The organism is Streptomyces sp. NRRL S-378 (assembly GCF_000720645.1).
In the GTDB taxonomy this organism is placed as follows: domain Bacteria; phylum Actinomycetota; class Actinomycetes; order Streptomycetales; family Streptomycetaceae; genus Streptomyces.
On the sequence record NZ_JOBX01000030.1, the window covers coordinates 76,309 to 98,420 of the forward strand.

16 protein-coding genes are annotated in these 22,112 nt (G+C 69.9%); 5 read left to right on the forward strand and 11 right to left on the reverse strand.

What is annotated here, in order from left to right:
- Positions 1 to 12: 12 nt before the first annotated feature.
- The 11 genes from IH80_RS0121505 to IH80_RS0121555 all read right to left on the reverse strand — a co-directional run bounded on the left by IH80_RS0121505 (position 13) and on the right by IH80_RS0121555 (position 15,771).
- A complete protein-coding gene (locus tag IH80_RS0121505) occupies positions 13 to 939 on the reverse strand; it encodes an ABC transporter permease (protein ID WP_199819291.1) in 927 nt (308 codons plus the stop codon).
- Positions 940 to 1,024: 85 nt separating this feature from the next.
- Complete coding sequence (locus IH80_RS0121510; protein ID WP_030962575.1) at positions 1,025 to 1,948, reverse strand: ABC transporter permease; 924 nt, start codon at positions 1,946 to 1,948, stop codon at positions 1,025 to 1,027.
- Positions 1,949 to 2,021: 73 nt separating this feature from the next.
- A complete protein-coding gene (locus tag IH80_RS0121515) occupies positions 2,022 to 3,650 on the reverse strand; it encodes a peptide ABC transporter substrate-binding protein (protein WP_030962577.1) in 1,629 nt (542 codons plus the stop codon).
- 107 nt (positions 3,651 to 3,757) lie between these two features.
- Positions 3,758 to 4,684 (reverse strand): GNAT family N-acetyltransferase, encoded by a 927-nt coding sequence (locus IH80_RS0121520; RefSeq protein ID WP_030962579.1) that lies wholly within the window; start codon positions 4,682 to 4,684, stop codon positions 3,758 to 3,760.
- A 137-nt stretch (positions 4,685 to 4,821) separates the two neighbouring features.
- Positions 4,822 to 5,874 carry an ABC transporter ATP-binding protein gene (locus tag IH80_RS0121525; protein WP_030962580.1) on the reverse strand — a complete coding sequence of 351 codons (1,053 nt, stop codon included), beginning with the start codon at positions 5,872 to 5,874 and terminating at the stop codon, positions 4,822 to 4,824.
- The gene (locus IH80_RS0121530) at positions 5,867 to 6,958 is read right to left on the reverse strand and encodes an ABC transporter ATP-binding protein (RefSeq protein WP_078095022.1); all 1,092 of its coding nucleotides are present in this window, start codon (positions 6,956 to 6,958) and stop codon (positions 5,867 to 5,869) included. Before IH80_RS0121530 ends, IH80_RS0121525 begins: the two co-directional genes overlap by 8 nt.
- A gap of 9 nt (positions 6,959 to 6,967) precedes the next feature.
- On the reverse strand, positions 6,968 to 7,891 hold the full coding sequence (locus IH80_RS0121535; RefSeq protein ID WP_030962581.1) for an ABC transporter permease: 924 nt from the start codon (positions 7,889 to 7,891) through the stop codon (positions 6,968 to 6,970).
- A 23-nt stretch (positions 7,892 to 7,914) separates the two neighbouring features.
- Positions 7,915 to 8,841 (reverse strand): ABC transporter permease, encoded by a 927-nt coding sequence (locus IH80_RS0121540; protein ID WP_030853331.1) that lies wholly within the window; start codon positions 8,839 to 8,841, stop codon positions 7,915 to 7,917.
- A gap of 199 nt (positions 8,842 to 9,040) precedes the next feature.
- On the reverse strand, positions 9,041 to 10,696 hold the full coding sequence (locus IH80_RS0121545; RefSeq protein WP_234432333.1) for a peptide ABC transporter substrate-binding protein: 1,656 nt from the start codon (positions 10,694 to 10,696) through the stop codon (positions 9,041 to 9,043).
- A 472-nt stretch (positions 10,697 to 11,168) separates the two neighbouring features.
- A complete protein-coding gene (gene typA, locus IH80_RS0121550; RefSeq protein WP_030962584.1) occupies positions 11,169 to 13,073 on the reverse strand; it encodes a translational GTPase TypA in 1,905 nt (634 codons plus the stop codon).
- Positions 13,074 to 13,407: 334 nt separating this feature from the next.
- A complete protein-coding gene (locus IH80_RS0121555; protein WP_030962586.1) occupies positions 13,408 to 15,771 on the reverse strand; it encodes an ABC transporter family substrate-binding protein in 2,364 nt (787 codons plus the stop codon).
- 346 nt (positions 15,772 to 16,117) lie between these two features.
- Between IH80_RS0121555 and IH80_RS0121560 the strand changes: the two genes are divergently transcribed.
- The 5 genes from IH80_RS0121560 to IH80_RS0121580 all read left to right on the forward strand — a co-directional run.
- The gene (locus IH80_RS0121560) at positions 16,118 to 16,342 is read left to right on the forward strand and encodes a hypothetical protein (protein ID WP_030962587.1); all 225 of its coding nucleotides are present in this window, start codon (positions 16,118 to 16,120) and stop codon (positions 16,340 to 16,342) included.
- 142 nt (positions 16,343 to 16,484) lie between these two features.
- Positions 16,485 to 17,309 (forward strand): hypothetical protein, encoded by an 825-nt coding sequence (locus IH80_RS0121565; protein ID WP_030962589.1) that lies wholly within the window; start codon positions 16,485 to 16,487, stop codon positions 17,307 to 17,309.
- 1 nt (position 17,310) lies between these two features.
- A complete protein-coding gene (locus IH80_RS0121570; RefSeq protein ID WP_030962590.1) occupies positions 17,311 to 19,212 on the forward strand; it encodes a fumarate reductase/succinate dehydrogenase flavoprotein subunit in 1,902 nt (633 codons plus the stop codon).
- Complete coding sequence (locus IH80_RS0121575; protein ID WP_030962591.1) at positions 19,209 to 19,979, forward strand: succinate dehydrogenase/fumarate reductase iron-sulfur subunit; 771 nt, start codon at positions 19,209 to 19,211, stop codon at positions 19,977 to 19,979. The genes IH80_RS0121570 and IH80_RS0121575 overlap by 4 nt, the downstream gene beginning before the upstream one ends.
- Positions 19,980 to 20,120: 141 nt before the next feature.
- Positions 20,121 to 22,112, forward strand: a 1,992-nt coding sequence (locus tag IH80_RS0121580; RefSeq protein ID WP_078906681.1) for a TPM domain-containing protein, incomplete at its 3' end; no start/stop codon positions are given.

The window sequence follows — 22,112 nt, forward strand, 5'->3', positions numbered from 1 at the left end:
GTGCGGGGCTCCTCAGCGCAGCTTGGGGTCGAGGGCGTCGCGCACCGCGTCGCCGAGCATGATGAAGGCGAGCACCGTGATGCTCAGCGCGCCGGCCGGCCAGAGCAGCATGTGCGGGGCGTTGCGGATCTGCGAGGCCGCGTTGGAGATGTCGATGCCCCAGGAGACCGTGGGCGGGCGCAGGCCGACGCCGAGGAAGGACAAGGTCGCCTCCAGGGCGATGTACGTGCCGAGCGCGATCGTGGCGACGACGATGACGGGCGCGACGGCGTTGGGCGCCACGTGCCGCAGCAGCATCCGGGCGTTGCCGGCGCCCAGGGCCCTGGCGGCCTGGACGTAGTCGTTCTGTTTGGCGGTGATCACCGAGCCGCGGGCGATGCGGGCGATCTGCGGCCAGCCCAGGAGCACGATGAACCCGACCACGGGCCACACGGTGGTGCTGGTGACGACGGACAGGAAGACCAGGCCGCCGAGGACGACCGGGATGCCGAAGAAGATGTCGGCGACCCGGGAGAGCAGGGAGTCGCTCCAGCCGCCGAAGAAGCCGGCGAGGCCGCCGAGGGCGGAGCCGAGCAGGGCGGCGCCCAGGGTGGCGCAGACGCCCACGGTGATGGAGGCGCGGGCCCCGTAGACGGTGCGGGTGTAGACGTCGCAGCCCTGGGTGTCGTAGCCGAAGGGGTGGCCGGGGGCGGAGCCCTGCTGGGACTTGGAGAGGTCGCACTTCAGGGGGTCGCCGCTCGCGATGAGCTGCGGCCAGATCGAGATGACGACGAGGAAGAGGATCAGCAGCGAGGAGATGATGAAGACGGGGTTGCGGCGCAGCTGGTGCCAGGCGTCGGACCACAGTGATCGGGGCCGCTCGCGGGGGCCGGAGGCGCCCGGTCCGGCGGTCTTCTCGATGCCCTCGACGCTCTCGGCCTCGTCCAGCGCCAGATCCATGGGTCCCCCTTGGCCCGTAGGTGAGACGGCCTCCTTCGGGCGGGGGCCGACCGGGTCGTAGCCGGCGGGTTCGGGGCGCTCGGGATCAGGCATAACGGATCCTCGGGTCCAGGACCGCGTAGAGCAGGTCGACGAGCAGGTTCGCCAGCAGGAAGACGATGACGAGGATGGTGACGAAGCCGACGACCGTGGGCGAGTTGTTGCGCAGGATGCCCTGGTAGAGCTGGAAGCCGACGCCGTGGATGTTGAAGATCCGCTCGGTGACGATGGCGCCGCCCATCAGGGCGCCGATGTCGGTCCCGATGAAGGTGACCACCGGGATCAGGGAGTTGCGCAGCAGGTGGCGGGTGACGACCCGGCTGCGCGGCAGTCCCTTGGCGGTGGCGGTGCGGACGTAGTCGGCCTTGACGTTCTCGGCGATGGAGGTGCGGGACAGCCGCGTGACGTAGGCGAGGGAGACCAGCGCGAGGACCATGCCCGGCAGGATCAGCTCGTTCAGCGGTGCCTCCGGGGAGACGGTGGGCCGCACCCAGCCCCATGTGACGCCGAAGAGGTACTGCAGGAGGTAGCCCGTCACGAAGGTGGGCACCGAGATGACCACGAGGGTCATCACCAGCACCGAGGTGTCGACGGTCCGGCCGCGGCGCAGGCCGCTGATCACGCCGAGGGTGATGCCGATGACGATCTCGAAGAAGATCGCGACCAGGGTCAGGCGCAGGGTGACGGGGAAGGCACTGGCCATCAGCTCGGTGACGGACTGCCCGTTGAAGGCGGTGCCGAAGTCGCCCTGGAAGATCTGCCCCATGTAGTGGAAGTACTGCTTCCACAGGGGCTGGTCGAGGTAGAGGTCCTTGCGGATGCGGGCGGCGGTGGCGGGGTCGGGGGCCTTGTCACCGAAGAGGGCCGCGACCGGGTCACCGAGCGCGTACACCATGAAGAAGATCAGGAACGTGCTGCCGATGAACACCGGGATCATCTGGAGCAGCCGCCGGATCACATAACGTCCCATGGAGTGCTCCATGCTGTTGGCGGGCGCGGCGGGCGGCCCCCCGCGGGGCGGGGGGCCGTGATCCGGGCGGGGGTCAGATCACCTTGATCTGGTCGTAGACGGGGACGCTGAACTGGTTGAGGGCCACGTCCTCCAGGCGCTCGGAATAGCCGGCGCTGCCGTTCTGGTACCAGAGCGGGATGGACGGCATCTGCTCGGCGAGGATCTTCTCCGACTCCTGGAAGCTGGCGATCGCCTTGGCCGCGTCGCTCTCCCGGTTCGCCTGGTCGACGAGGTCGTCGAACTGCTTGTTGCTGAACTTGCCGTAGTTGGAGGAGGCACCGGTGTAGTAGAGCGGCTGCAGGAAGTTCTGGATCAGCGGGTAGTCGGCCTGCCAGCCGGAGCGGAAGGGGCCGGTCAGCTTGTAGCTGCTCTGCTGGTTGCGGAAGTCGGCGAACGTGCCGACCGGGTTGACCGTGCAGACCGGTCCCTCCCCCAGCGCGTTGTTGACGCTGTTGCAGACGGCGTCCATCCAGTCGCGGTGCGAGCCGGTGTCCACGTTGGAGGTCAGCGTGACCTTGCCGCCGGGCAGACCGCCGCCCTCCTGGATCAGCTTCTTGGCCTCGGCCGGGTCGTAGACGCAGGCGTCGCCGCAGACCGTGGCGGAGAAGCCGCCCTTCTCCCCGAGCGCCGGGGAGGTCCAGTCCTTGGCGGGCGTCCTGGTCTCCCGGAAGATCTGCTTGGTGATCTCGTCACGGTTGATGGCCCGCGAGATGCCCTGGCGGACCTTCTCCATGCCCGGCTTGCTCCACTGCGGGTCGTACAGCGGGAAGGTGAGGGTCTGGATGATCAGGGCCGGCTGGTTGATGTACCGGTCGCCGAGGTCGTTCTTGACGTTCTTCAGCTGCTGTGCCGGGACGTCGTCGACGAGGTCGAGGTTGCCGGAGATCAGGTCGGTGTAGGCGGTGTTGTTGTCGGTGTAGACCTTCAGGTCCACGCCGCCGTTCTGCGCCTTGTCCTCACCGGGGTACCCGTCCCACTTGCGCAGCTTCATCCCGGTGCCCTTGCTGTACGAGTCCACCGTGTACGGGCCGTTGCCGACGGGCTTGTCCAGCCAGCCGGTGTGGTCGGTGAAGAAGGACTTCGGGAGCGGGGAGAAGGCCTGGTAGCCGAGGGTCTCCGGCCAGGTGGAGAACTTGTCCTTGAGGGCGACGGTGAAGGTCTTGGGATCCTTGACGACCAGTCCGGACATCGTCTTCGCCTTGGGCTCCCCGGACGCAGGGTGCACGTCGTCGTAACCGACGATGTCGGAGAAGAACGGCGAGTTGTTCTGCTTGTTGCGCACGTCCGCGCCGTAGTTCCAGGCGTCCACGAAGGACTGCGCGGTGACCGGCTCGTCGTTGCTGAACTTCCAGCCGTCCTTCAGCGTGATGGTGAAGTTCTGGCTGTCCGTCGTCTCGATGGACTCGGCGAGCATGTTCTTGGCCTCGCCGGTCTTGGGGTCGTAGCGCTTGAGGCCGCGGAAGAGCATGTCGAGGACCTTGCCGCCCTGCACCTCGTTGGTGTTGGCGGGCTCCAGCGGGTTCTGCGGGTCGCCCCACGAAGAGCTGATGATTCCCGCCTCGCCGCCTCCGCCGCTGTCGCTCCCGCCGCCGCAGGCCGTCGCCGCGAGGGCGACGGCCACCGCACATGCGGCCCACTGGGCGTGGGTGGCTCCGCGCATGGAGTGCCTCCTATGGCTCCCGAGACTCGCTTAGGGGCCAATGTCACCCTATGAGGGGTGCCGCACACGCGTCGTTGGACCGATTGCACCCGCGCGTTGCGCCCCTGTCACCCCTGGGGGTGCAAAGCCAGCTCCCACGCGTCGACGCCGTAGTGCCGGACCATGCCGTGCGCCTCGTAGAGCGCGAGGGCGCCGGTCGCGTTGAGGGTGTCGACTCCCAGGCCGATGGTGTCCCGGCCGCGCGCCGCGTAGGTCGCGAAGCCGTGGCGCAGCAGGAAGCCGCCGACGCCCCGGCCGCGCGCCTCCTTGCGTACGCCTATGTGGCTGACCCAGGCCATGCTCGTCCGGTCGTCCCGGGTGAGCAGTACGGCCACGTCGCCCTCGCCCGGCAGGCTCGCGATCCACACCAGCGACCAGTCGAGCGAGCGGCCCTCGATGTGGTCGAGCCACGTCTCGTACGGGCGGTCCACATGGCCGAAGTGGGCGGCGAAGGTCTCCTCGACCAGGGCGTGGGCCCGGTGGCGGTCGGCGTCGTCGTCGCCGCAGTGGCGCAGGGCGAGTCCGGCGGGCGGGACGGGCGCGGGGTCGGCGGCCGCGGACAGGGGGCGCGTCATGACCTGGTAGCGGCGCACGGTGCGGTAGCCGCGGTCCGCGAGGAGCCCGAGGTCGATGGTGGGCTTCACATTGAGCTGGATCTTGAGGGTGCCGGTCCCGCCGGTGATCTCGCGGGCACGCGCCTCCATCCGCTCCAGCAGCAGCGTCGCGGCCTCGTCGTGGCCGGGCAGGACGTAGTGGTCCCCGTCGACGCGGCCGGGTCCGGAGTCCGCCCAGACCATGGCGTAGGCCAGGAGCCGGCCGTCCTCGAAGGCGAGCCAGGAGTCGGTGGCCAGGTCCACGTCGGGTGCGTTGAGGTCGGACTCGACGGTGCCGAGGTCGGTTTCGGGCCGGCCGATCTCGATCACGTCGACGGCGTTGAGGAGGGCGCAGATGTCGGCCGCGTCCCCCGGGCCGGCGGGTCGTACGGTGATGGTCATTGCGTCACTCTCGGGCCCGCGATCCGGGGGTCGCAACCGGTTTCCGCGGGACGGGGCGCACTGCACCGGGGACGGCGAACGGCCGGTCCCCGGCGCCGTGGGGCGCCGGGGACCGGCCGTCGGGCAGAGCGCGTACGTCAGACGGCCAGGATGGCCTTCTCCTCCGCGAAGTGGCACGCGGATTCGTGCGCGGCCAGGGTGTCCTGGCCCTTGAAGCGCTCCGGGATCGCCAGCAGCGGCTCCTCGGTGGAGCACTTGTCCTGGGCCTTCCAGCAGCGGGTGCGGAAGCGGCAGCCCGACGGCGGGTTGGCCGGGGACGGGACGTCACCGGTGAGGATGATGCGCTCGCGGGACTCGCGGACCTCGGGGTCCGGGACCGGGACCGCCGACAGCAGCGCCTGGGTGTAGGGGTGCGTCGGGTGGTCGTAGATCTGGGCGTCGGTGCCGATCTCGGCCATCTTGCCGAGGTACATGACGCCGACGCGGTCCGAGATGTGCCGGACGATCGAGAGGTCGTGCGCGATGAAGATGTAGGACAGGTTGAACTCGTCCTGCAGCTTCTCCATCAGGTTGATGACCTGCGCCTGCACCGACACGTCGAGCGCGGAGACCGGCTCGTCGCAGATGATGATCTCCGGGTTGAGCGCGAGGCCGCGGGCGATGCCGATGCGCTGGCGCTGACCGCCGGAGAACTGGTGCGGGTACCGGTTGATGTACTCCGGGTTCAGGCCCACGACGTCCAGGAGGTCCTGGACCTTGCGGCGCCGGTCGCCCTTCGGTGCCACCTCGGGGTGGATCTCGAAGGTCTCCCCGATGATGTCGCCGACCGTCATGCGCGGGTTCAGCGAGGTGTACGGGTCCTGGAACACCATCTGGATGTTGCGGCGGACGGCCTTCAGCGCACGGCCGGACAGCTTGGTGATGTCCTGGCCCTTGTAGAAGACCTCGCCGGCGGTGGCCCGCTCCAGGTTCATCAGGAGCTTGGCGACCGTGGACTTGCCACAGCCGGACTCGCCCACGATGCCGAGGGTCTCGCCCTGGTACAGGTCGAAGGACACGCCGTCGACGGCCTTGACCGCGCCGACCTGCTTCTTGAAGAGGATGCCCTGGGTCAGCGGGAAGTGCTTGACCAGGTTGCGGACCTGGAGGATCGGCTCGCGCTCGGTGGTCGTCTTGCTGAGCTCAGCCATGGATCTGGTCCTTCCAGAAGTGGCACGCGCTCCCGCGGCCGGGCAGTTCGGTGCCGTCCAGCTCGGTGACCGGGTGCAGGGCCGGGATCTCCGTACGGCAGATGTCCTGCGCCTTGGGGCACCGGGGGCTGAAGGCACAGCCCGCCGGGATGCGGAGCAGGTTGGGCGGCAGGCCCTTGATCGCGTAGAGCTCCTGGCCCTTCTGGTCCAGGCGCGGGATCGAGTCCAGCAGACCCCGGGTGTACGGGTGCGAGGGGCGCTTGTAGATCTCGTGGACCGGAGCGGTCTCGACGATCCGGCCCGCGTACATGACCGCGATCTTGTCCGCGACGTCGGCGACGACGCCGAGGTCGTGGGTGATCAGGATCAGACCCATGTTCATCTCGCGCTGGAGCTCCGCGAGCAGGTCCATGACCTGGGCCTGGACGGTCACGTCGAGAGCCGTGGTGGGCTCGTCGGCGATGATCAGGTCCGGCTCGAGGGCCAGCGCCATGGCGATCATGATGCGCTGGCGCATACCGCCGGAGAACTGGTGCGGGTAGTCGCCCACGCGCGCCTTGGCGGCGGGGATCTTCACGCGGTCCATGAGCTCGATGGCCTTGGCCTTCGAGTCCTTCTTGGACATGCCGCGGTGGACCCGGAACATCTCGCCGAGCTGGTCGCCCACCGAGTAGACCGGGTTCAGGGAGGACAGCGCGTCCTGGAAGATCATCGCCATCTTGTCGCCGCGGAGCTTGCGGCGCTCCTCGTCGGACATCTTGAGGATGTCCCGGCCGTGGAAGCGCACCTCGCCGCCCGCGACGCGCCCGGGCGGGCTGTCGAGGATGCCCATGATCGCCTGCGCGGTGACCGACTTGCCGGACCCGGACTCGCCGAGCACGGCGAGGGTCTCGCCGGCGCTCACGCTGTAGCTCACGCCGTTGACGGCCTTGGCGACCCCGTCACGGGTCTTGAACTCGACCTGGAGGTTGTCCACCTCCAGCAGCGGCACGGCGGACCCGCCGCCCGTCTCCGCAACGCTGAGAATCTCCGACGTCGTCACGCCGCCACCTTCGTCCTGCTTGCTGATGTTGTCTCGGAGCATCGGGCGGCCCTACCGCAGCTTCGGGTCGAGCGCGTCGCGCAGGCCGTCACCGACGAAGGCGAAGCCGAGCACGGTGACGACCACGAAGAAGCTCGGGTACAGCCACAGGTAGTCGTGGACGCCGATGAAGGCCTGACCGGCCGCCAGCATGTTGCCCCACTCCGGAACGTCGACCGGGACACCGGCGCCGAGGAAGGAGAGGGCCGCGACGCCGATGATCGTGGTACCGACGTTGAACGTCGCGTAGACCAGGACCGGAGTCAGCGAGTTGGGCAGGATGTGCGTGCGGACGATCCGGCCGCCGCTGGCGCCGAGCGCCTTGGCCGCGTGGACGTAGTCCATCTCGCGCACCGACAGGATCGAGCTGCGCAGCAGTCGCGAGACGGTCGCCCACGAGAAGACCGCGAGCGAGATGATCACCGGGGTGATGCCGCGGCCGGTGACCAGGATGATGACGACGGCGCCGATCATCAGCGGGAACGCGAGGAAGACGTCCGCGATGCGCATGACGAGGGTGTCGGCGAAGCCGGCGAAGTAGCCGGCGATGGCGCCGAGGGCGACACCGATCAGCACGGCGAAGAAGATCGAGGCGAGGCCGACGAACATGGCCACGCGGGTACCGGCTATGAGGCGCGAGAACATGTCGCGGCCCAGGGCGTCGGTGCCCATCCAGTGCGCGGCGTTGGGCGACGCGAGGGTGTTCTCCAGGTCCTGCGCGCCCGGATCGTACGGCGTGAACATGCTGCCGAAGATCGCGGTGATGAACAGCAGGGAGATGATCACGAGACCGACGACGGCCAGCTTGTTCTGGACGAAGCGGTGGCGGATCTCGCCCCACTGGGTGAGCTGCTTGGGGGTTGCTTCGGGGGCGGCCGGGGTGGCCGGGACGGGGCTCTCGTCCCCGATCGCCGGGCTCTTGACGAGCTCAGACATGAGGAAATCCTCCTTGGGGGCGGTCAGCTGAGGCGGATACGCGGGTCGAGGGCCGCGTACAGCAGGTCCACGATGAGGCTGAGGACGACGAAGATGGCGACGCTGTAGGTCACCACGCCGATCACGATCGGGTTGTTCTGCTGCTGGATCGCCTGAACCAGTGCCAGACCGACACCGTCCCAGTTGAAGATCGCCTCGGTGATGAGCGCGCCACCGAGAAGTGCGCCGAACGAAATGCCCAGGTAGGTGACGACCGGGATGGACGAGTTGCGGAGCACGTGCTTGAAGAGCACGCGACGGCGCGGAAGTCCCTTGGCCACGGCGGTCTTCACGTAGTCGGCGCGCAGCACCTCGAGCATCGTGCCGCGGGTGAGGCGGGCGACGAACGCGATGTCGGTGATGGCGAGGGTGACCGCCGGGAGGACCATGCCTTCGAGCTTGTCTCCACCGAGCTGCGGGAACCATTGCAGTTCGACCGCGAACCACTTCATGAGCAGCATGCCGATCACGAACGTGGGGAATCCCACCGCCATGGTCGTAAAGAATGTCGTGGCCATGTCCAAGATGCTGTATCTGTACAGGGCGGCGATGATGCCGACACCCATACCGAACACCGTGACGAGAGCAATGGCCAGCAGGGCCAGCTTCGCGGTGTTCGCCAGCTTGGGGCCGAGGATCTCGGACACCTCGCGGCGCTGGATGAAGTCCTCGCCGAGGTCTCCGGTCGCGACCTTCGACACGTAGTTCACATACTGCTCGGGCAGCGACTTGTCGAGCCCGTAACGCGCCTTGAGCTCCGCGACCACCGCTGGGTCACGAGCCTTGTCGCTGCCTGCGATCGAGCCCACGGGGTCACCGGGGAGAACGAAAAGACAAGCGAACAGAACCATGGTCGCGCCGATGAGGACTATGACCATCTGCCCGAGGCGACGGGCGACGTACCTTCCCATGTTTGTGCCTCTCTACCTGGCCGCTTCTGGGAGCAGCGGCCTCCGGCCCATGGAAACGGACCGGCTCTCGGCCGGCGGGGATTGCCCGCGGATGTGAGGGGTGCCGAAGTAAAAACGGCCTGCCGAGCGGGGCCGCGGCCCACCGGTCACCCGGGGGCCGCGGCACGTTCGCTCCTGACGGATATACCGTCCGAACCGATTACTTCTTGAGCGAGATCTTCTCGAGGATCGGGTCCTCGTTGAAGTTGATGTCGTCCAGACCGTTGAACTTGTCGGTCGCCATCAGGCGGAACTGGGAACGGTTGAAGGTCGGGATGAGGGCCATGTCATCCATGGCCATCTTCTCGGCCTGCTTGTACATGGCGATGCGCGCGGCCTCGTCCTTGGTGGCGCGGGCCGTGTCGACGAGCTTGTCGAACTCGGGGTTGTTGTAACGGGCGCGGTTGTCACCGACCACGTTGCCCTCGGCGTCCTTGTTCATCGACGTCGAGTGCAGCAGCGGGAAGAGGAAGTTCTCCGGGGTCGGGTAGTCCGCACCCCACGCGAAGCGGTAGACGCCGCTGGCGGTGGCACCCTGCTGCTCCTTGAGCAGACCCGGGAAGTCCTTGCCGTCCAGCTTGACCTTCAGGCCGAGGACGTCCTCGAGCTGACGCGCGACGGCCTGGACCCACTCTTCGTGACCCGCACCGGTGTTGAAGGAGAACTTGATCTCGGTACCCGGCTTCAGGCCCGCCTTCTCGGCGTGCTCCTTGGCCTTGGCGACGTCCTGCTTGACGCAGGAGGTGCACAGGTCCTTCTGGTAGGCCTTCGGGAACGCCGGCGGCACGATGGTCGTCGACGGGGTCTGGAAGCCCTGGAAGACACCCTTGGCGATGGCCTGGCGGTCGATCGCGTAGGAGATCGCCAGACGGGCGTCCTTGCTGTTGGTCGGGCCGTTGTCACCGATCGGCAGAACGTAGTTCATGCCGTTGGTGTCCTTGGCGAACCACTTGTTCTGCGGCTTGAACTTCGCCTCGGCCGTCTTCAGCATCGGCGTCGGGATGTGCGCGTAGTCGAAGGTGCCGGCCTGGAAGCCGTCGTACTCGAGCTGGTGCGCGGTCTTGTCGTTGAGGAGGGTGACCTGGACCTTGTCCAGCTTCGCCTTCGTCAGGCCGTAGTCGTCGTTGCGGACGAGGTTGATGGCCTTGTTGTGCTCCCAGCTGCCGTCCATCTTGAACGGGCCGTTGCCGATGGGGGCCTCGCCGAACGCCTTGTCCTCTTCGCCGACCTTGGCGGCCTTCGGGACCGGGCTGTAGGCGGTGTGCGCCGTCTTCAGCACGAACTCGCAGTCGGCCTTGGAGAGGTCGACCTTGATGGTGTGCGGGTCCGGGGTGGTGACACCGGAGAAGGTCTTGGCAGAGCCGTCCTGCAGCTGCTCGTAGCCCTTGATGCCGGCAAGGTGGTACGCCACGTCGGACGCGGCGGCCTTGTGCGCGGCACGCGCCCAACCGCGGGCGAACGCCTCGGCGTCGACGACCTCGCCGTTGGAGAACTTGGTGTCCGGCTTGACCTTGAAGGTCCAGGACGTGCAGCCCTCGTCCGAGCTCGCCGACTCGGCCAGCGCGGGCTCGGCCAGGCCGTCCGGCGTGTTCGAGTACAGGCCGGTGAACAGGGCGTTGGAGAGCAGGATGCCCGTGGACTCGTGGGCGCGCCCCGGGTCGATGGTGTCCGGCTCCGTGCTGCCCAGGCGGAACGTGCCGCCGCCGGCAGCGCTGCCCTTGTCCTTGCTGTCACCGTCTCCGCCGCCACAGGCGGTAGCGGCCAGGGCGACGACAACCGCGCCCACGACCCACTTGGCGCTCTTGGCACCGCGCATGGGTTTCCTCCTCATGAGTCCACTGATCGACTTGAGGGGCATGAAAACCTCGCCGACACCCCTGACGGCGAGTGGTTTCCTGCCCGTAGTGTGCTCGTGAGTCGGCGCGATCCCCACATCGCGTGACCCATTGACCCGAGCTCAATGGAGCCATCCTCAGGGACTGCTAGTCCGTAAACCACACTTAAGTGGTCTCGTTTTCACAACATCGATCCGCGGCAGAAACCCGAAATCCGGACAAACGGATAGGAGACAGACACGTGCGAAACGGACGGTTAGCTCATCATCCGGAGTGTCACGGTCGGTATGCGGACACGTGAACGCAAAAATCCGCTTGACAGATGCGAACAGCCCCTCCCCGCACGGAGTCCGTGACGGAAAGGGGCTGCTGTTCTACCGCACGCGTGCGGCCGGCCGGGGCCGCCGCGGCCGCCGACCGGGCGAACCCGGGGCCGGCGGCCGAACGCGGTTACTACTTGGCGGACTTGGCGCGCGACGCGGTGCGCGAGCGCTCCTTCTGGTCCAGGACGACCTTGCGGATGCGGACGGCCTCCGGGGTCACCTCGACGCACTCGTCGTCGCGGCAGAACTCCAGGGACTGCTCCAGGGAGAGCTTGCGCGGCGGGACGATCGCCTCGAACGAGTCGGCCGACGAGGACCGCATGTTCGTGAGCTTCTTCTCCTTGGTGATGTTCACGTCCATGTCGTCGGCGCGCGAGTTCTCGCCGACGATCATGCCCTCGTACACCTCGGTGCCGGGGTCGGTGAACAGGACGCCGCGCTCCTGCAGGTTGGTCATCGCGAACGCGGTGACCGCACCGGCGCGGTCGGCGACCAGGGAGCCGTTGTTACGGGTGACCAGCTGGCCGAACCACGGCTCGTGGCCCTCGTGGATGGAGTGGCCGATGCCGGTGCCGCGGGTCTGCGTCAGGAACTCCGTACGGAAGCCGATGAGGCCGCGGGACGGAACGACGAACTCCATGCGGACCCAGCCGGAGCCGTGGTTCGACATGTTGTCCATGCGGCCCTTGCGGACACCCATGAGCTGCGTGACGGCGCCCATGTGCTCCTCGGGCACGTCGATCGTCATGCGCTCGACCGGCTCGTGCACCTTGCCGTCGATCTCACGGGTGACGACCTGCGGCTTGCCGATGGTCAGCTCGAAGCCCTCGCGGCGCATCTGCTCGACGAGGATCGCCAGCGCGAGCTCACCACGGCCCTGGACCTCCCAGGCGTCCGGGCGCTCGGTGTCGAGCACGCGCAGCGAGACGTTACCGATCAGCTCGCGGTCGAGGCGGTCCTTGACCTGACGGGCGGTGACCTTGCGGTCCTTGACCGCGGACTTGGCGTCCGCGCCCTTGCCCGTGCCGCCGCGGCCGACCAGCGGGGAGGTGTTGGTGCCGATGACCATGGAGATGGCCGGCTCGTCCACCGTGATCAGCGGCAGGGCGATCGGGTTCTCCGGGTCGGCCAGCGTCTCACCGATCATGATGTCGGGGATGCCGGCGACGGCGCAGATGTCACCGGGGCCGGCGACCTCGGCCGGCTTGCGGGTGAGCGCCTCGGTCATCATCAGCTCGGTGATGCGGACGTTGGAGATGGTGCCGTCACGCTTGATCCACGCGACCGTCTGGCCCTTGCGCAGCTCGCCCTGCTCGACGCGCAGCAGCGCGATGCGGCCGAGGAAGTTGTCGGCGTCGAGGTTGGTGACGTGCGCCTGGAGGGGGGCCTCCTCGTCGTACGTCGGGGCCGGGACGTGCTCCAGGATGGTGGAGAAGAACGGCTCCAGGTTCTCGCTGTCGGCGGGGACGGTGCCGTCCTCCGGCTTGGTCAGCGAGGCGATGCCGTCACGGCCGCAGGCGTAGACGATCGGGAACTCGATCTGGTCCTCGTCGGCGTCCAGGTCCAGGAAGAGGTCGTAGGTCTCGTTGACGACCTCGTCGATCCGGGAGTCCGGGCGGTCCGTCTTGTTGATGCAGAGGATGACGGGCATCCGGGCCTGGAGGGCCTTGCGCAGGACGAAGCGGGTCTGGGGCAGCGGACCCTCGGAGGCGTCCACCAGCAGAACGACGGCGTCGACCATCGACAGACCGCGCTCGACCTCACCACCGAAGTCGGCGTGGCCGGGGGTGTCGATGATGTTGATCGTGATCGGGGCCCCGCCGTCCTTGGGGTGATACTTCACCGCCGTGTTCTTGGCGAGGATCGTGATGCCCTTCTCACGCTCCAGGTCGTTCGAGTCCATCATGCGGTCGTCGAGCTGCTGGTGGGCGGCGAAGGCACCGGCCTGCTTGAGCATGGCGTCGACGATGGTCGTCTTGCCATGGTCGACGTGGGCGACGATGGCGACGTTACGGATGTCGTGGCGCGTGGGCACTTCGGCGCTTCTCCCGGGATCGTGGATGGCGTCACGTACGGCCTGGCACGCGCGCCTCGACCGGGCGAAAACCTGCCACGGCCTTACCCCATGGTACGTCGAATGCCGGGAACCGCCTGCCGGGGGGTCTGTCAAGAGGCCGGAGGAATGATCGCGGCCGAGCGCGTGGTGGGGTGCCCGGGCCGCCGTTCCTGCGGGAAATCATGCGGGTCAACGGGTACCCACGACCTTGCCCGCCGGACCTCCGGCGGGCAAGGGACTTGAGTCACATCTGAGCTTGTGACCCGCGGGTCAACCTGACAGGCACCGCTTTGTCACCACATCTTCGCCAGGGCTACTTCTTCTTGCCCTTGGCGGTCGGCGGCTTCTTCCAGCCGATGTCCTGGTAGCGGGGTGCCCCGAGACCGAAGGCACCGGCATTGACCAGGCCGGGCTTGACGGCCACCAGCTCCGGGCGCTGGAAGAGCGGGATGGATCCGGCCGCGGCCCAGATCCGGGCGTCGGCCTTGCGCACCAGCTCACGGGACTGCGCCTCGTCCAGCTCCCCGACCGCCTGGTCGAACAGCTGGTCGATGTGGTCCGTCCCGACCCGCGTGTAGTTCTGCTCCACGAGGAGCGAGCCGTCCGCCGCCGGCTCCGGCTTGGCGAAGATCGGCCGGGCGTCGGTGGCGGGGAAGGCCGTCGCCGGCCACGAGTACAGCGCCAGGTCGTACTGGCCCGAGGCGATGTGGTCCTTGAAGAAGCTGTCGTCGGCCACCTTGGTCGTCTCGGTGTTCACGCCGAGCTTGCGGAGCATCCGGGAGATCCGCTCGCCGACGGCGCGCAGGGACTCCGAGCCGGGTCCGGCCGGCAGGACGAACCGCAGGGTGAGCACCTTGCCGTCCTTGGCGAGCATGTTCCCCGAGGTACGGGTGACCGGCTTGGCCGGGGCCGGCGCCGGGGAGCCCTTGGCGGGATCGGCCCCGTCGCCGTCCTGGGCCGCGCTGCGCTTGGCGTCGTCGACGGGACGGACCCGGGCCGCCTGGGCCAGCAGGGAGGCCTGCTGCCGGGCCCCGAACGGGGCGGGGGCGAGCACCGGGGAGACCCGGTCCCGCTCGTCGCCCGCGGAGGAGGCGGCGGTGTCGGCGCCCGCGGCCTTGCCGTCGGACGTGCCCGGGTGGTCGCCGTTGGCCCCGTCGTCCTGGCCCACGATGTAGAGGCCGTCGTTCCCGGTGCCCGGGCCCGCGGGGGTCTTGCCGTCGTCCTGCGGCGCGCTCTCCGGTCCGGCCTTGGCGCCGGCCGGCTCGCTGAGCCTGCCGCCCCGGCGCCAGCCGGCGTCGGCGAGGAGGGCCTGGGCCGCCTTGGCGTCCTGGCCGCCGAGGGCGCTGCTGTTGTCGGCGTACGCCTGCTGCCCGGCCAGGGCCACGTGGCTGCCGACCGGCTTCGCCGGCAGGCCGAGCGGCTTGAGCACGAGGTCGGCCAGTGCCTGGCGGTCCAGAGCGCGGGCCACCGCCCGGCGCACCCGCTCGTCCGCCAGGGGGCCCGACGCCCCGTTCATCGCCAGCTGCGTGTAGGCCGGCTCCAGGGACTTGCGGACCGTGAACCCCCGCAGGGCCTTCTGCTCGTCCGCGTACCGCTTCACCGACTCGGTGTGCTTGGCGCGGCTCTCCTTCTCCTGCGCCGCCTTCTCCTCGTCCGTGCCGTAGGCGGTCGCCCAGGACAGCGTGGCCTGCGCCGGGGTCAGCGCGGCGCCCGGGCCGTGCGCCGGGGCCCCGCCCGCGCCCGTACCGACCGCACCGCCCGCGCCCCCCTGGCCGGGGCCGCCCCTGCCTGAGGCGCCCTTGCCGGAGGCGTCCCGGCGGGCCAGTGCGATGCGGTCCGCCCCGGACCGGTCGATCTCCGCCATGTCGAGCTTCCCGGCGGCCAGCGCAGCGGGGCGCTCGGCCCGCGCAACCGCCGTCAGGACCAGCGTGTCCAGCTTGGCCGGCTGCCCCCACCAGCGCGGATTGCGGGTCAGGGCGGCCGTGCCGGTCTTCTTGTCGATCGCCCCGAGGCCGAAGGGACCGGCGGTGACCTTCAGGGCTCCGCGGGCACCCTCGTTGAAGGCGTCGGGGGTGCCGGTGACCTGCTTGGGGTAGAGCGGCGAGAACAGCGAGCGCCAGTCCGCGTACGGCTTGGCGAAGGTGACCCTGACCTCCAGGTCGGTCTTGCCCTTCTCGATCTTCTCGATGCGCTCGTAGCCGGCGTTGCGCGCCGTCCAGTACGCCGAGTCCTTGCCGTTCAGGGCCCGCCACTGGGCCACGAAGTCGGGGGCGCCGATCTCGCGCCCGTCGCTCCACACGGCCTGCTGGTTCAGCTTGTACAGGACGACCTGCTTGGGCTCCCGCTCGATGACCTCGGCCTTCTCCAGGTAGTCGGGATTGGCCACCGGCCGTCCCTTGGCGTCCAGCACGAACAGGTGCGGCAGCACGGCCCCCGCGATCCTGTTGGTGGTGGCGTCCGCATCGGCCTGGAAGGCGTTGAGGGTCTCCGGGAGGGCGTCCACCGCCCACCGCAGCACACCCCCGTCCGCGACCTTGTCTCGTTTGGTCGTCGCGATGTCCTGCCCTGCGGCGGCCGGGCCGCCCTCGTCATCACCCGCGCCGCAGCCCGTGAGCAGCGGCAGTGCGAGGACTCCCGAGGTCAGGAGCGCCAAGGACCTGCGCCTTCTCTGGGACATGGGTGGTACCTCCGGGGCGGGGCGTGGGGGAAGCATGATCACGTTCGGCGGTATATGGGCTGATCACACCGGTTGCCGGAATCCACTGAAATCGACGCCGCTCCGCACCCTCCGCAGCCGCCTCTCGCCACGCCGCGAACCCCACCCGTGCGGACCAATCCCGCTTGCGTGGCACGAGGGCGCTCCCCCGGGAGAGGGACGACAATGGGGGCGGGGAGGGGCGCACAGTTCACGCCTGCGCGCCTGCAATCGCTGCATGTCCCTTCACAACCGGGGACGCGAAGCGCGACACTCGCAGGCGCACATGAGCGTTGCCACCGCACCCTGGCGGAAATGAGGGCAAATCATGTCCCTGAACGACGATCTGACCGCTGTACGACGCACCCTGGACGAGCTGACGCGGAAGGTCGAGCGGCTGGAGCAGCAGGCCGCGGCCGCGCGCCGGCAGCCCGCGTCGGCGGCGCCGGACCAGTCCCGGATGGTTCCGGTCCCGGACACCCCCTATGACAGCGCCCTGTGGACGGACTCCGACGACGAGGGCCTCGGCGCCCGCGACCGCCGCGCGCCCTGACACCGCGCCCGCGCGTCCCGTACGCGTCCCGTACGCGTCCCGTACGCCGTCCGTCCCGCACCCCCGTCCGTCCCGCACTCCCGCCCGGCCCCGCACCCGGGCCGGGCGGGAGCGCCCCTCACCACTCCTACCGGAGTCCTCTTTGGCCACAGGCACGGAACGACCCCAGCAGCGGCCCGGCGGCGTCCACGACGCCTCACGGGCCGCGATCCCGGCCCGGCACCTGCGGACCGACCGGTGGTGGCTGGCCCCCGCCGGCACCGCGGCCGGGCTGCTCGCCTTCATCGTCTACTCGACCTGGCGCGCCTTCGCCAACGCCGACTACTACGCGGCCCCCTACGTCTCCCCCTTCTACTCCCCGTGCCTCGCGGAGAACTGCGTGGAGATGCGCGGCGGCCCCAACTGGGACCTCTTCGGCAGCTGGTGGGGCCTGTCCCCGGCCCTGCTGATCCTGGTCTTCCCGCTCGGCTTCCGGCTGACCTGCTACTACTACCGCAAGGCCTACTACCGGGGCTTCTGGGCCTCGCCGCCCGCCTGCGCCGTCGCCGAACCGCACGCGAAGTACACCGGCGAGACCCGCTTCCCGCTCATCCTCCAGAACGCCCACCGGTACTTCTTCTACGCGGCCGTCCCCGTCGCGGGCATCCTCACCTACGACACCGTGCTGACCTTCCGCGACGAGCACTACGCGTGGGGCCACATGGGCCTCGGAACCCTGCTGTTCCTGGTCAACATCGTTCTGATCTGGGCCTACACGCTGTCCTGCCACTCCTGCCGCCACATCATGGGCGGCCGCCTCAAGCACTTCTCGAAGCACCCGGTGCGCTACCGCCTCTGGGGCTGGATCAGCCGCCTCAACTCCCGCCACATGCAACTGGCCTGGGCCTCGCTGATCAGCGTGGCCCTGTGCGACTTCTACGTGTACCTGCTGGCCAGCGGCGCCTTCACCGACCCGAGGATCTTCTGAGATGGCCCAAGTGGAACGGCAGCAGTGGGACGTGGTCGTCGTCGGCGCCGGCGGAGCGGGGCTGCGGGCCGCGATCGAGGCCCGAGAGCGGGGCGCCCGTACGGCCGTGATCTGCAAGTCCCTGTTCGGCAAGGCCCATACCGTGATGGCGGAGGGCGGGATCGCCGCCTCCATGGGCAACGTCAACGAGGGCGACAACTGGCAGGTGCACTTCCGCGACACCATGCGCGGAGGGAAGTTCCTCAATCAGTGGCGGATGGCGGAGCTCCACGCCAAGGAGGCCCCGGACCGGGTCTGGGAGCTGGAGACCTGGGGCGCGCTCTTCGACCGCACCCCCGACGGGAAGATCTCCCAGCGCAACTTCGGCGGACACGAGTACCCCCGCCTCGCGCACGTCGGCGACCGCACCGGCCTGGAACTGATCCGCACCCTGCAGCAGAAGATCGTCGCGTTGCAGCAGGAGGACTTCAAGGAGCACGGCGACTACGAGGCCCGGCTCAAGGTCTTCCAGGAGTGCACGGTCACCCGGGTCCTCAAGGACGGACCGAAGGTCTCGGGGGCCTTCTGCTACGAACGCGAGTCCGGCCGCTTCTTCGTGCTGGAGGCCCCGGCCGTGGTCCTGGCCACGGGCGGCATCGGCAAGTCCTTCAAGACCACTTCCAACTCCTGGGAGTACACCGGCGACGGCCACGCGCTGGCCCTCCTCGCGGGTGCGCCCCTGCTCAACATGGAGTTCGTGCAGTTCCACCCGACCGGCATGGTCTGGCCGCCCTCGGTGAAGGGGATCCTCGTCACCGAGTCCGTCCGCGGCGACGGCGGGGTGCTGCGCAACTCCGAGGGCAAGCGGTTCATGTTCGACTACGTCCCCGACGTCTTCAAGGAGAAGTACGCGGAATCGGAGGAGGAGGGAGACCGCTGGTACGAGGACCCCGACCACAACCGGCGCCCGCCCGAGCTGCTGCCCCGCGACGAGGTGGCGCGGGCCATCAACTCCGAGGTGAAGGCCGGCCGGGGCTCCCCGCACGGCGGGGTCTTCCTCGACGTGTCCACCCGGATGCCCGCCGAGCGGATCAGGCGGCGGCTCCCGTCCATGTACCACCAGTTCAAGGAGCTGGCGGACGTGGACATCACCGCGGAACCGATGGAGGTCGGCCCGACCTGCCACTACGTGATGGGCGGGATCGCGGTCGACTCCGAGACCGCGGCCACCGTCGGGGTGCCCGGACTGTTCGCGGCGGGCGAGGTCGCCGGCGGGATGCACGGCTCGAACCGGCTCGGCGGGAACTCCCTGTCCGACCTGCTGGTCTTCGGCCGGCGGGCCGGGCTGCACGCCGCCGAGTACGCGGCCGCACCCTCGGGGCGCCCGGCCGTCTCGCAGGCCGGGATCGACGCGGCGGCCACGGAGGCTCTGGCCCCGTTCCACGCCTCCGACGACGCGGAGAACCCGTACACCCTGCACCAGGAGCTCCAGACGACCATGAACGACCTCGTCGGCATCATCCGCCGGGAGGGAGAGATGGCCGAGGCCCTGGAACGGCTCGCAACCCTGCGCGTACGGGCCTCCCGGGCCGGCGTCGAGGGCCACCGGCAGTTCAACCCGGGCTGGCACCTCGCCCTGGACCTGCGCAACATGCTGCTGGTCAGCGAGTGCGTGGCCCGCGCGGCCCTGGAGCGCACCGAGAGCCGGGGCGGACACACCCGCGAGGACTGCCCGGCGATGGAGCGGGCCTGGCGCCCGGTGAACCTGCTGTGCCGGCCCGTGGACCCCGTACCGGCGGACCCGGCGGCCGACCGGATCGAGCTGGTCCGGACCCGCACCGACCCCATCCGCCCCGATCTGCTCGCACTGTTCGACAAGGAAGAGCTGGTCAAGTACCTCGCCGAAGAGGAGCTGTACGAATGAGCACGTACGACGCGAGCTTCCGGATCTGGCGGGGCGACGCGGCAGGCGGGGCGCTCGGGGACTTCACCGTCGAGGTGCACGACGGCGAGGTGGTCCTGGACATCGTCCACCGGCTCCAGGCCACCCAGGCCCCGGACCTGGCGGTGCGCTGGAACTGCAAGGCGGGCAAGTGCGGCTCGTGCAGCGCGGAGGTCAACGGCCGGCCGCGGCTGATGTGCATGACGCGCATGTCCACCTTCGAGCGGACCGAGACGATCACGATCACGCCGCTGCGCGCCTTCCCCGTCGTCCGGGACCTGGTCACGGACGTGTCCTTCAACTACCGGAAGGCACGGGAGGTGCCGGCCTTCGTGCCGCCGGAGGGGGTGGCCCCGGGCGCGTACCGGATGCAGCAGATCGACGTGGAACGCTCACAGGAGTTCCGCAAGTGCATCGAGTGCTTCCTGTGCCAGGACACCTGTCACGTGGTGCGTGACCACGAGGAGAACAAGGCGGCCTTCGCCGGTCCGCGCTTCCTGATGCGGGTGGCGGAGCTGGACATGCACCCCCTGGACGCGGCCTCGGAGGCGGGTCTGGACCGCAAGCGGGCCGCGCAGGAGGAGCACGGGCTCGGCTACTGCAACATCACCAAGTGCTGTACGGAGGTCTGCCCCGAGGGCATCAGGATCACCGACAACGCGCTGATCCCGCTGAAGGAGCGGGCGGTCGACCACAAGTACGACCCGCTGGTGTGGCTCGGCAGCAGGATCGGGCGCCGGAAGGGCTGAGGAGCGACGGCCGGGGTCCTCCCGCGGAGGCCCCCGGCTCCCGGTCGGGCCGGTGGACGGTCCGCGCAGCGACCCGGGGCCGCGCTCCGCGCCGTGCTCCGGGTGCGGGCACGGGGAAGCGCTCATACCCTCCCAAATGTGATGCCGCCGAGGAGCACGAGGAGCAGGACGCAGAGGCGCACCGCCGCCGTGGTGGCCGTACGGGCCGGGCTCGCGCTCGCCGCGGCGCTGCTGGCGTTCGGCGGGACGGTCGTGGCCGGGGCCCCGGCGGCGCGGGCCGAGGATCCCGTCGCCCTGGCGCAGCAGGGGCAGATCACCGATCTCGTCGGTGCGCTGGGCGACCGGAAGTCCGCCGTCACCGCCGCCCTCGACGCGCTGTACGCCGATCGGAAGATCCAGCTCTTCGTGGTGTACGTGCAGGACTTCTCCGGGCGCTCCGCCCAGAGCTGGGCGGACGCCACCGCGCAGCGCAACGGCCTCGGGCAGGACGACGTCCTGCTGGCCGTGGCCACGGCGGCCCGTCAGTACGCCTATTCGGCCGATGTCGGTTCCGGTTTCACCGAGCGACAGCTGGCGGAGGTGGCGCGGACCGCGATCGAGCCGCCCCTGCGGCAGAACGACTGGGCGGGCGCGGCGATCGGCGCGGCGAACGGCTACGACGCGGTCCTCGGAGGGCAGCCCGTGCCGGCGCCGACCATCACGCCCGGCCCGGCCGACCCCGGCGGCGGGAGCGGCGGGAGCGGCGCCGGGGACTATGTGCTCCCGGTGGTCGCGGTCGGCGCGGCCGGGGCGCTCGGCGTGTACGCGTACACCCGGCGCAGGCGCAGGGACGACGCGGCCGGCGGCCGGGGCACGACGACCGGGCCGGGCTGGCCCGAGGGGGCGCCGGACCGCCTGCCGCTGCCGGAGCTGGACGACCGGGCGAAGTCCCTGCTGGTGGAGACGGACGACGCGGTCCGCACCAGCACCGAGGAACTCGGTTTCGCCACCGCGCAGTTCGGCGAGGAGGCGGCGGCCCCCTTCACCGCGGCGGTGGAGTACGCCAAGGGCGAGCTGACGCACGCCTTCCGGCTGCGCCAGCAGCTCGACGACGCCTGGCCGGAGGACGGTGCGACCCGGCGGCGGATGCTCGACGAGATCGTCGCCCGCTGCACGGAGGCGAGCCGGCGGCTGGATGCCCAGGCGGCGGACTTCGACCGGCTGCGGGACCTGGAGAAGAACGCCCCGCAGGCGCTGGCGGCCGTGGAGGAGCGCTACCTGGAGCTGACCGGGCGCACCACCACCGCCGGGGCGACCCTGACCGCACTGACCCGGCGGTACGCGGATTCCGCTTCAGCGCCGGTCGCCTCCAACCCCGAACAGGCCGAGGACCGGCTGCTGTTCGCGGCGACCAACCTGGGTCTGGCCCATGCGGCCGTCGACGCCGGTGAGAACGGTACGGCGGCCGTGCACGTACGGTCCGCCGAGGGCGCGGTGGACCAGGCGGCCACCCTGATGGACGCGGTGGAGCGGCGGGCGCAGGAGCTGGCGGAGGCGGCGGGGAAGCTGCCGGGCGCGCTGACCGAGACGGAGACCGACCTCGCGGACGCCCGCGGGCTGCTGAGCGGTACGGCGGAGGGCACCTCCACGGCGGACCTGCGCGGGCGCGTCGGCCGGGCGGAGGCGGTACTGGCCGACGTACGGCGGGAGGAGACGGCCGGCCGCTACGACCCGATCGACGCCCTGCGCCGGGTGGAGGAGGCCGACGCCGCCCTGGACCAGGCGCTGGCCGGGGCCCGGGAGCGGGAGTCGGGCCGGCAGCGGGCCGCGGCCCTGCTGGACCAGGCCGTGCTGGCGGCGCGCAGTGCGATCGGTGCGGCGACGGACTACATCACCACGACCCGGGGCGCGGTGGGCAGCCAGGCGCGTACGCGGCTGGCGGAGGCGGCCCGGCGTCTGGAGCGGGCGGGGGCTCTGGCGGCGGGCGACCCGGCGGAGGCGCTGGCGGAGGCCCAGCAGGCGGACGCGCTCGCGCGGCAGGCGCAGCAGCTGGCGGAGCAGGACGTACGGGGGTACCAGGACCCGTACGCGGGCCGGGGCGGCGGCCAGGGCGGCGCCGTGCTGGGCGGGATCCTCCTCGGCGAGATCCTGCGG

Bases quoted from the DNA above. Each gene is read 5' to 3' on its own strand.
- IH80_RS0121505 (WP_199819291.1), bottom strand. From the start codon at position 939: ATGGATCTGGCGCTGGACGAGGCCGAGAGCGTCGAGGGCATCGAGAAG.
- IH80_RS0121510 (WP_030962575.1), bottom strand. From the start codon at position 1,948: ATGGGACGTTATGTGATCCGGCGGCTGCTCCAGATGATCCCGGTGTTC.
- IH80_RS0121515 (WP_030962577.1), bottom strand. From the start codon at position 3,650: ATGCGCGGAGCCACCCACGCCCAGTGGGCCGCATGTGCGGTGGCCGTC.
- IH80_RS0121520 (WP_030962579.1), bottom strand. From the start codon at position 4,684: ATGACCATCACCGTACGACCCGCCGGCCCGGGGGACGCGGCCGACATC.
- IH80_RS0121525 (WP_030962580.1), bottom strand. From the start codon at position 5,874: ATGGCTGAGCTCAGCAAGACGACCACCGAGCGCGAGCCGATCCTCCAG.
- IH80_RS0121530 (WP_078095022.1), bottom strand. From the start codon at position 6,958: ATGCTCCGAGACAACATCAGCAAGCAGGACGAAGGTGGCGGCGTGACG.
- IH80_RS0121535 (WP_030962581.1), bottom strand. From the start codon at position 7,891: ATGTCTGAGCTCGTCAAGAGCCCGGCGATCGGGGACGAGAGCCCCGTC.
- IH80_RS0121540 (WP_030853331.1), bottom strand. From the start codon at position 8,841: ATGGGAAGGTACGTCGCCCGTCGCCTCGGGCAGATGGTCATAGTCCTC.
- IH80_RS0121545 (WP_234432333.1), bottom strand. From the start codon at position 10,696: ATGCGCGGTGCCAAGAGCGCCAAGTGGGTCGTGGGCGCGGTTGTCGTC.
- IH80_RS0121555 (WP_030962586.1), bottom strand. From the start codon at position 15,771: ATGTCCCAGAGAAGGCGCAGGTCCTTGGCGCTCCTGACCTCGGGAGTC.
- IH80_RS0121560 (WP_030962587.1), top strand. From the start codon at position 16,118: ATGTCCCTGAACGACGATCTGACCGCTGTACGACGCACCCTGGACGAG.
- IH80_RS0121570 (WP_030962590.1), top strand. From the start codon at position 17,311: ATGGCCCAAGTGGAACGGCAGCAGTGGGACGTGGTCGTCGTCGGCGCC.
- IH80_RS0121575 (WP_030962591.1), top strand. From the start codon at position 19,209: ATGAGCACGTACGACGCGAGCTTCCGGATCTGGCGGGGCGACGCGGCA.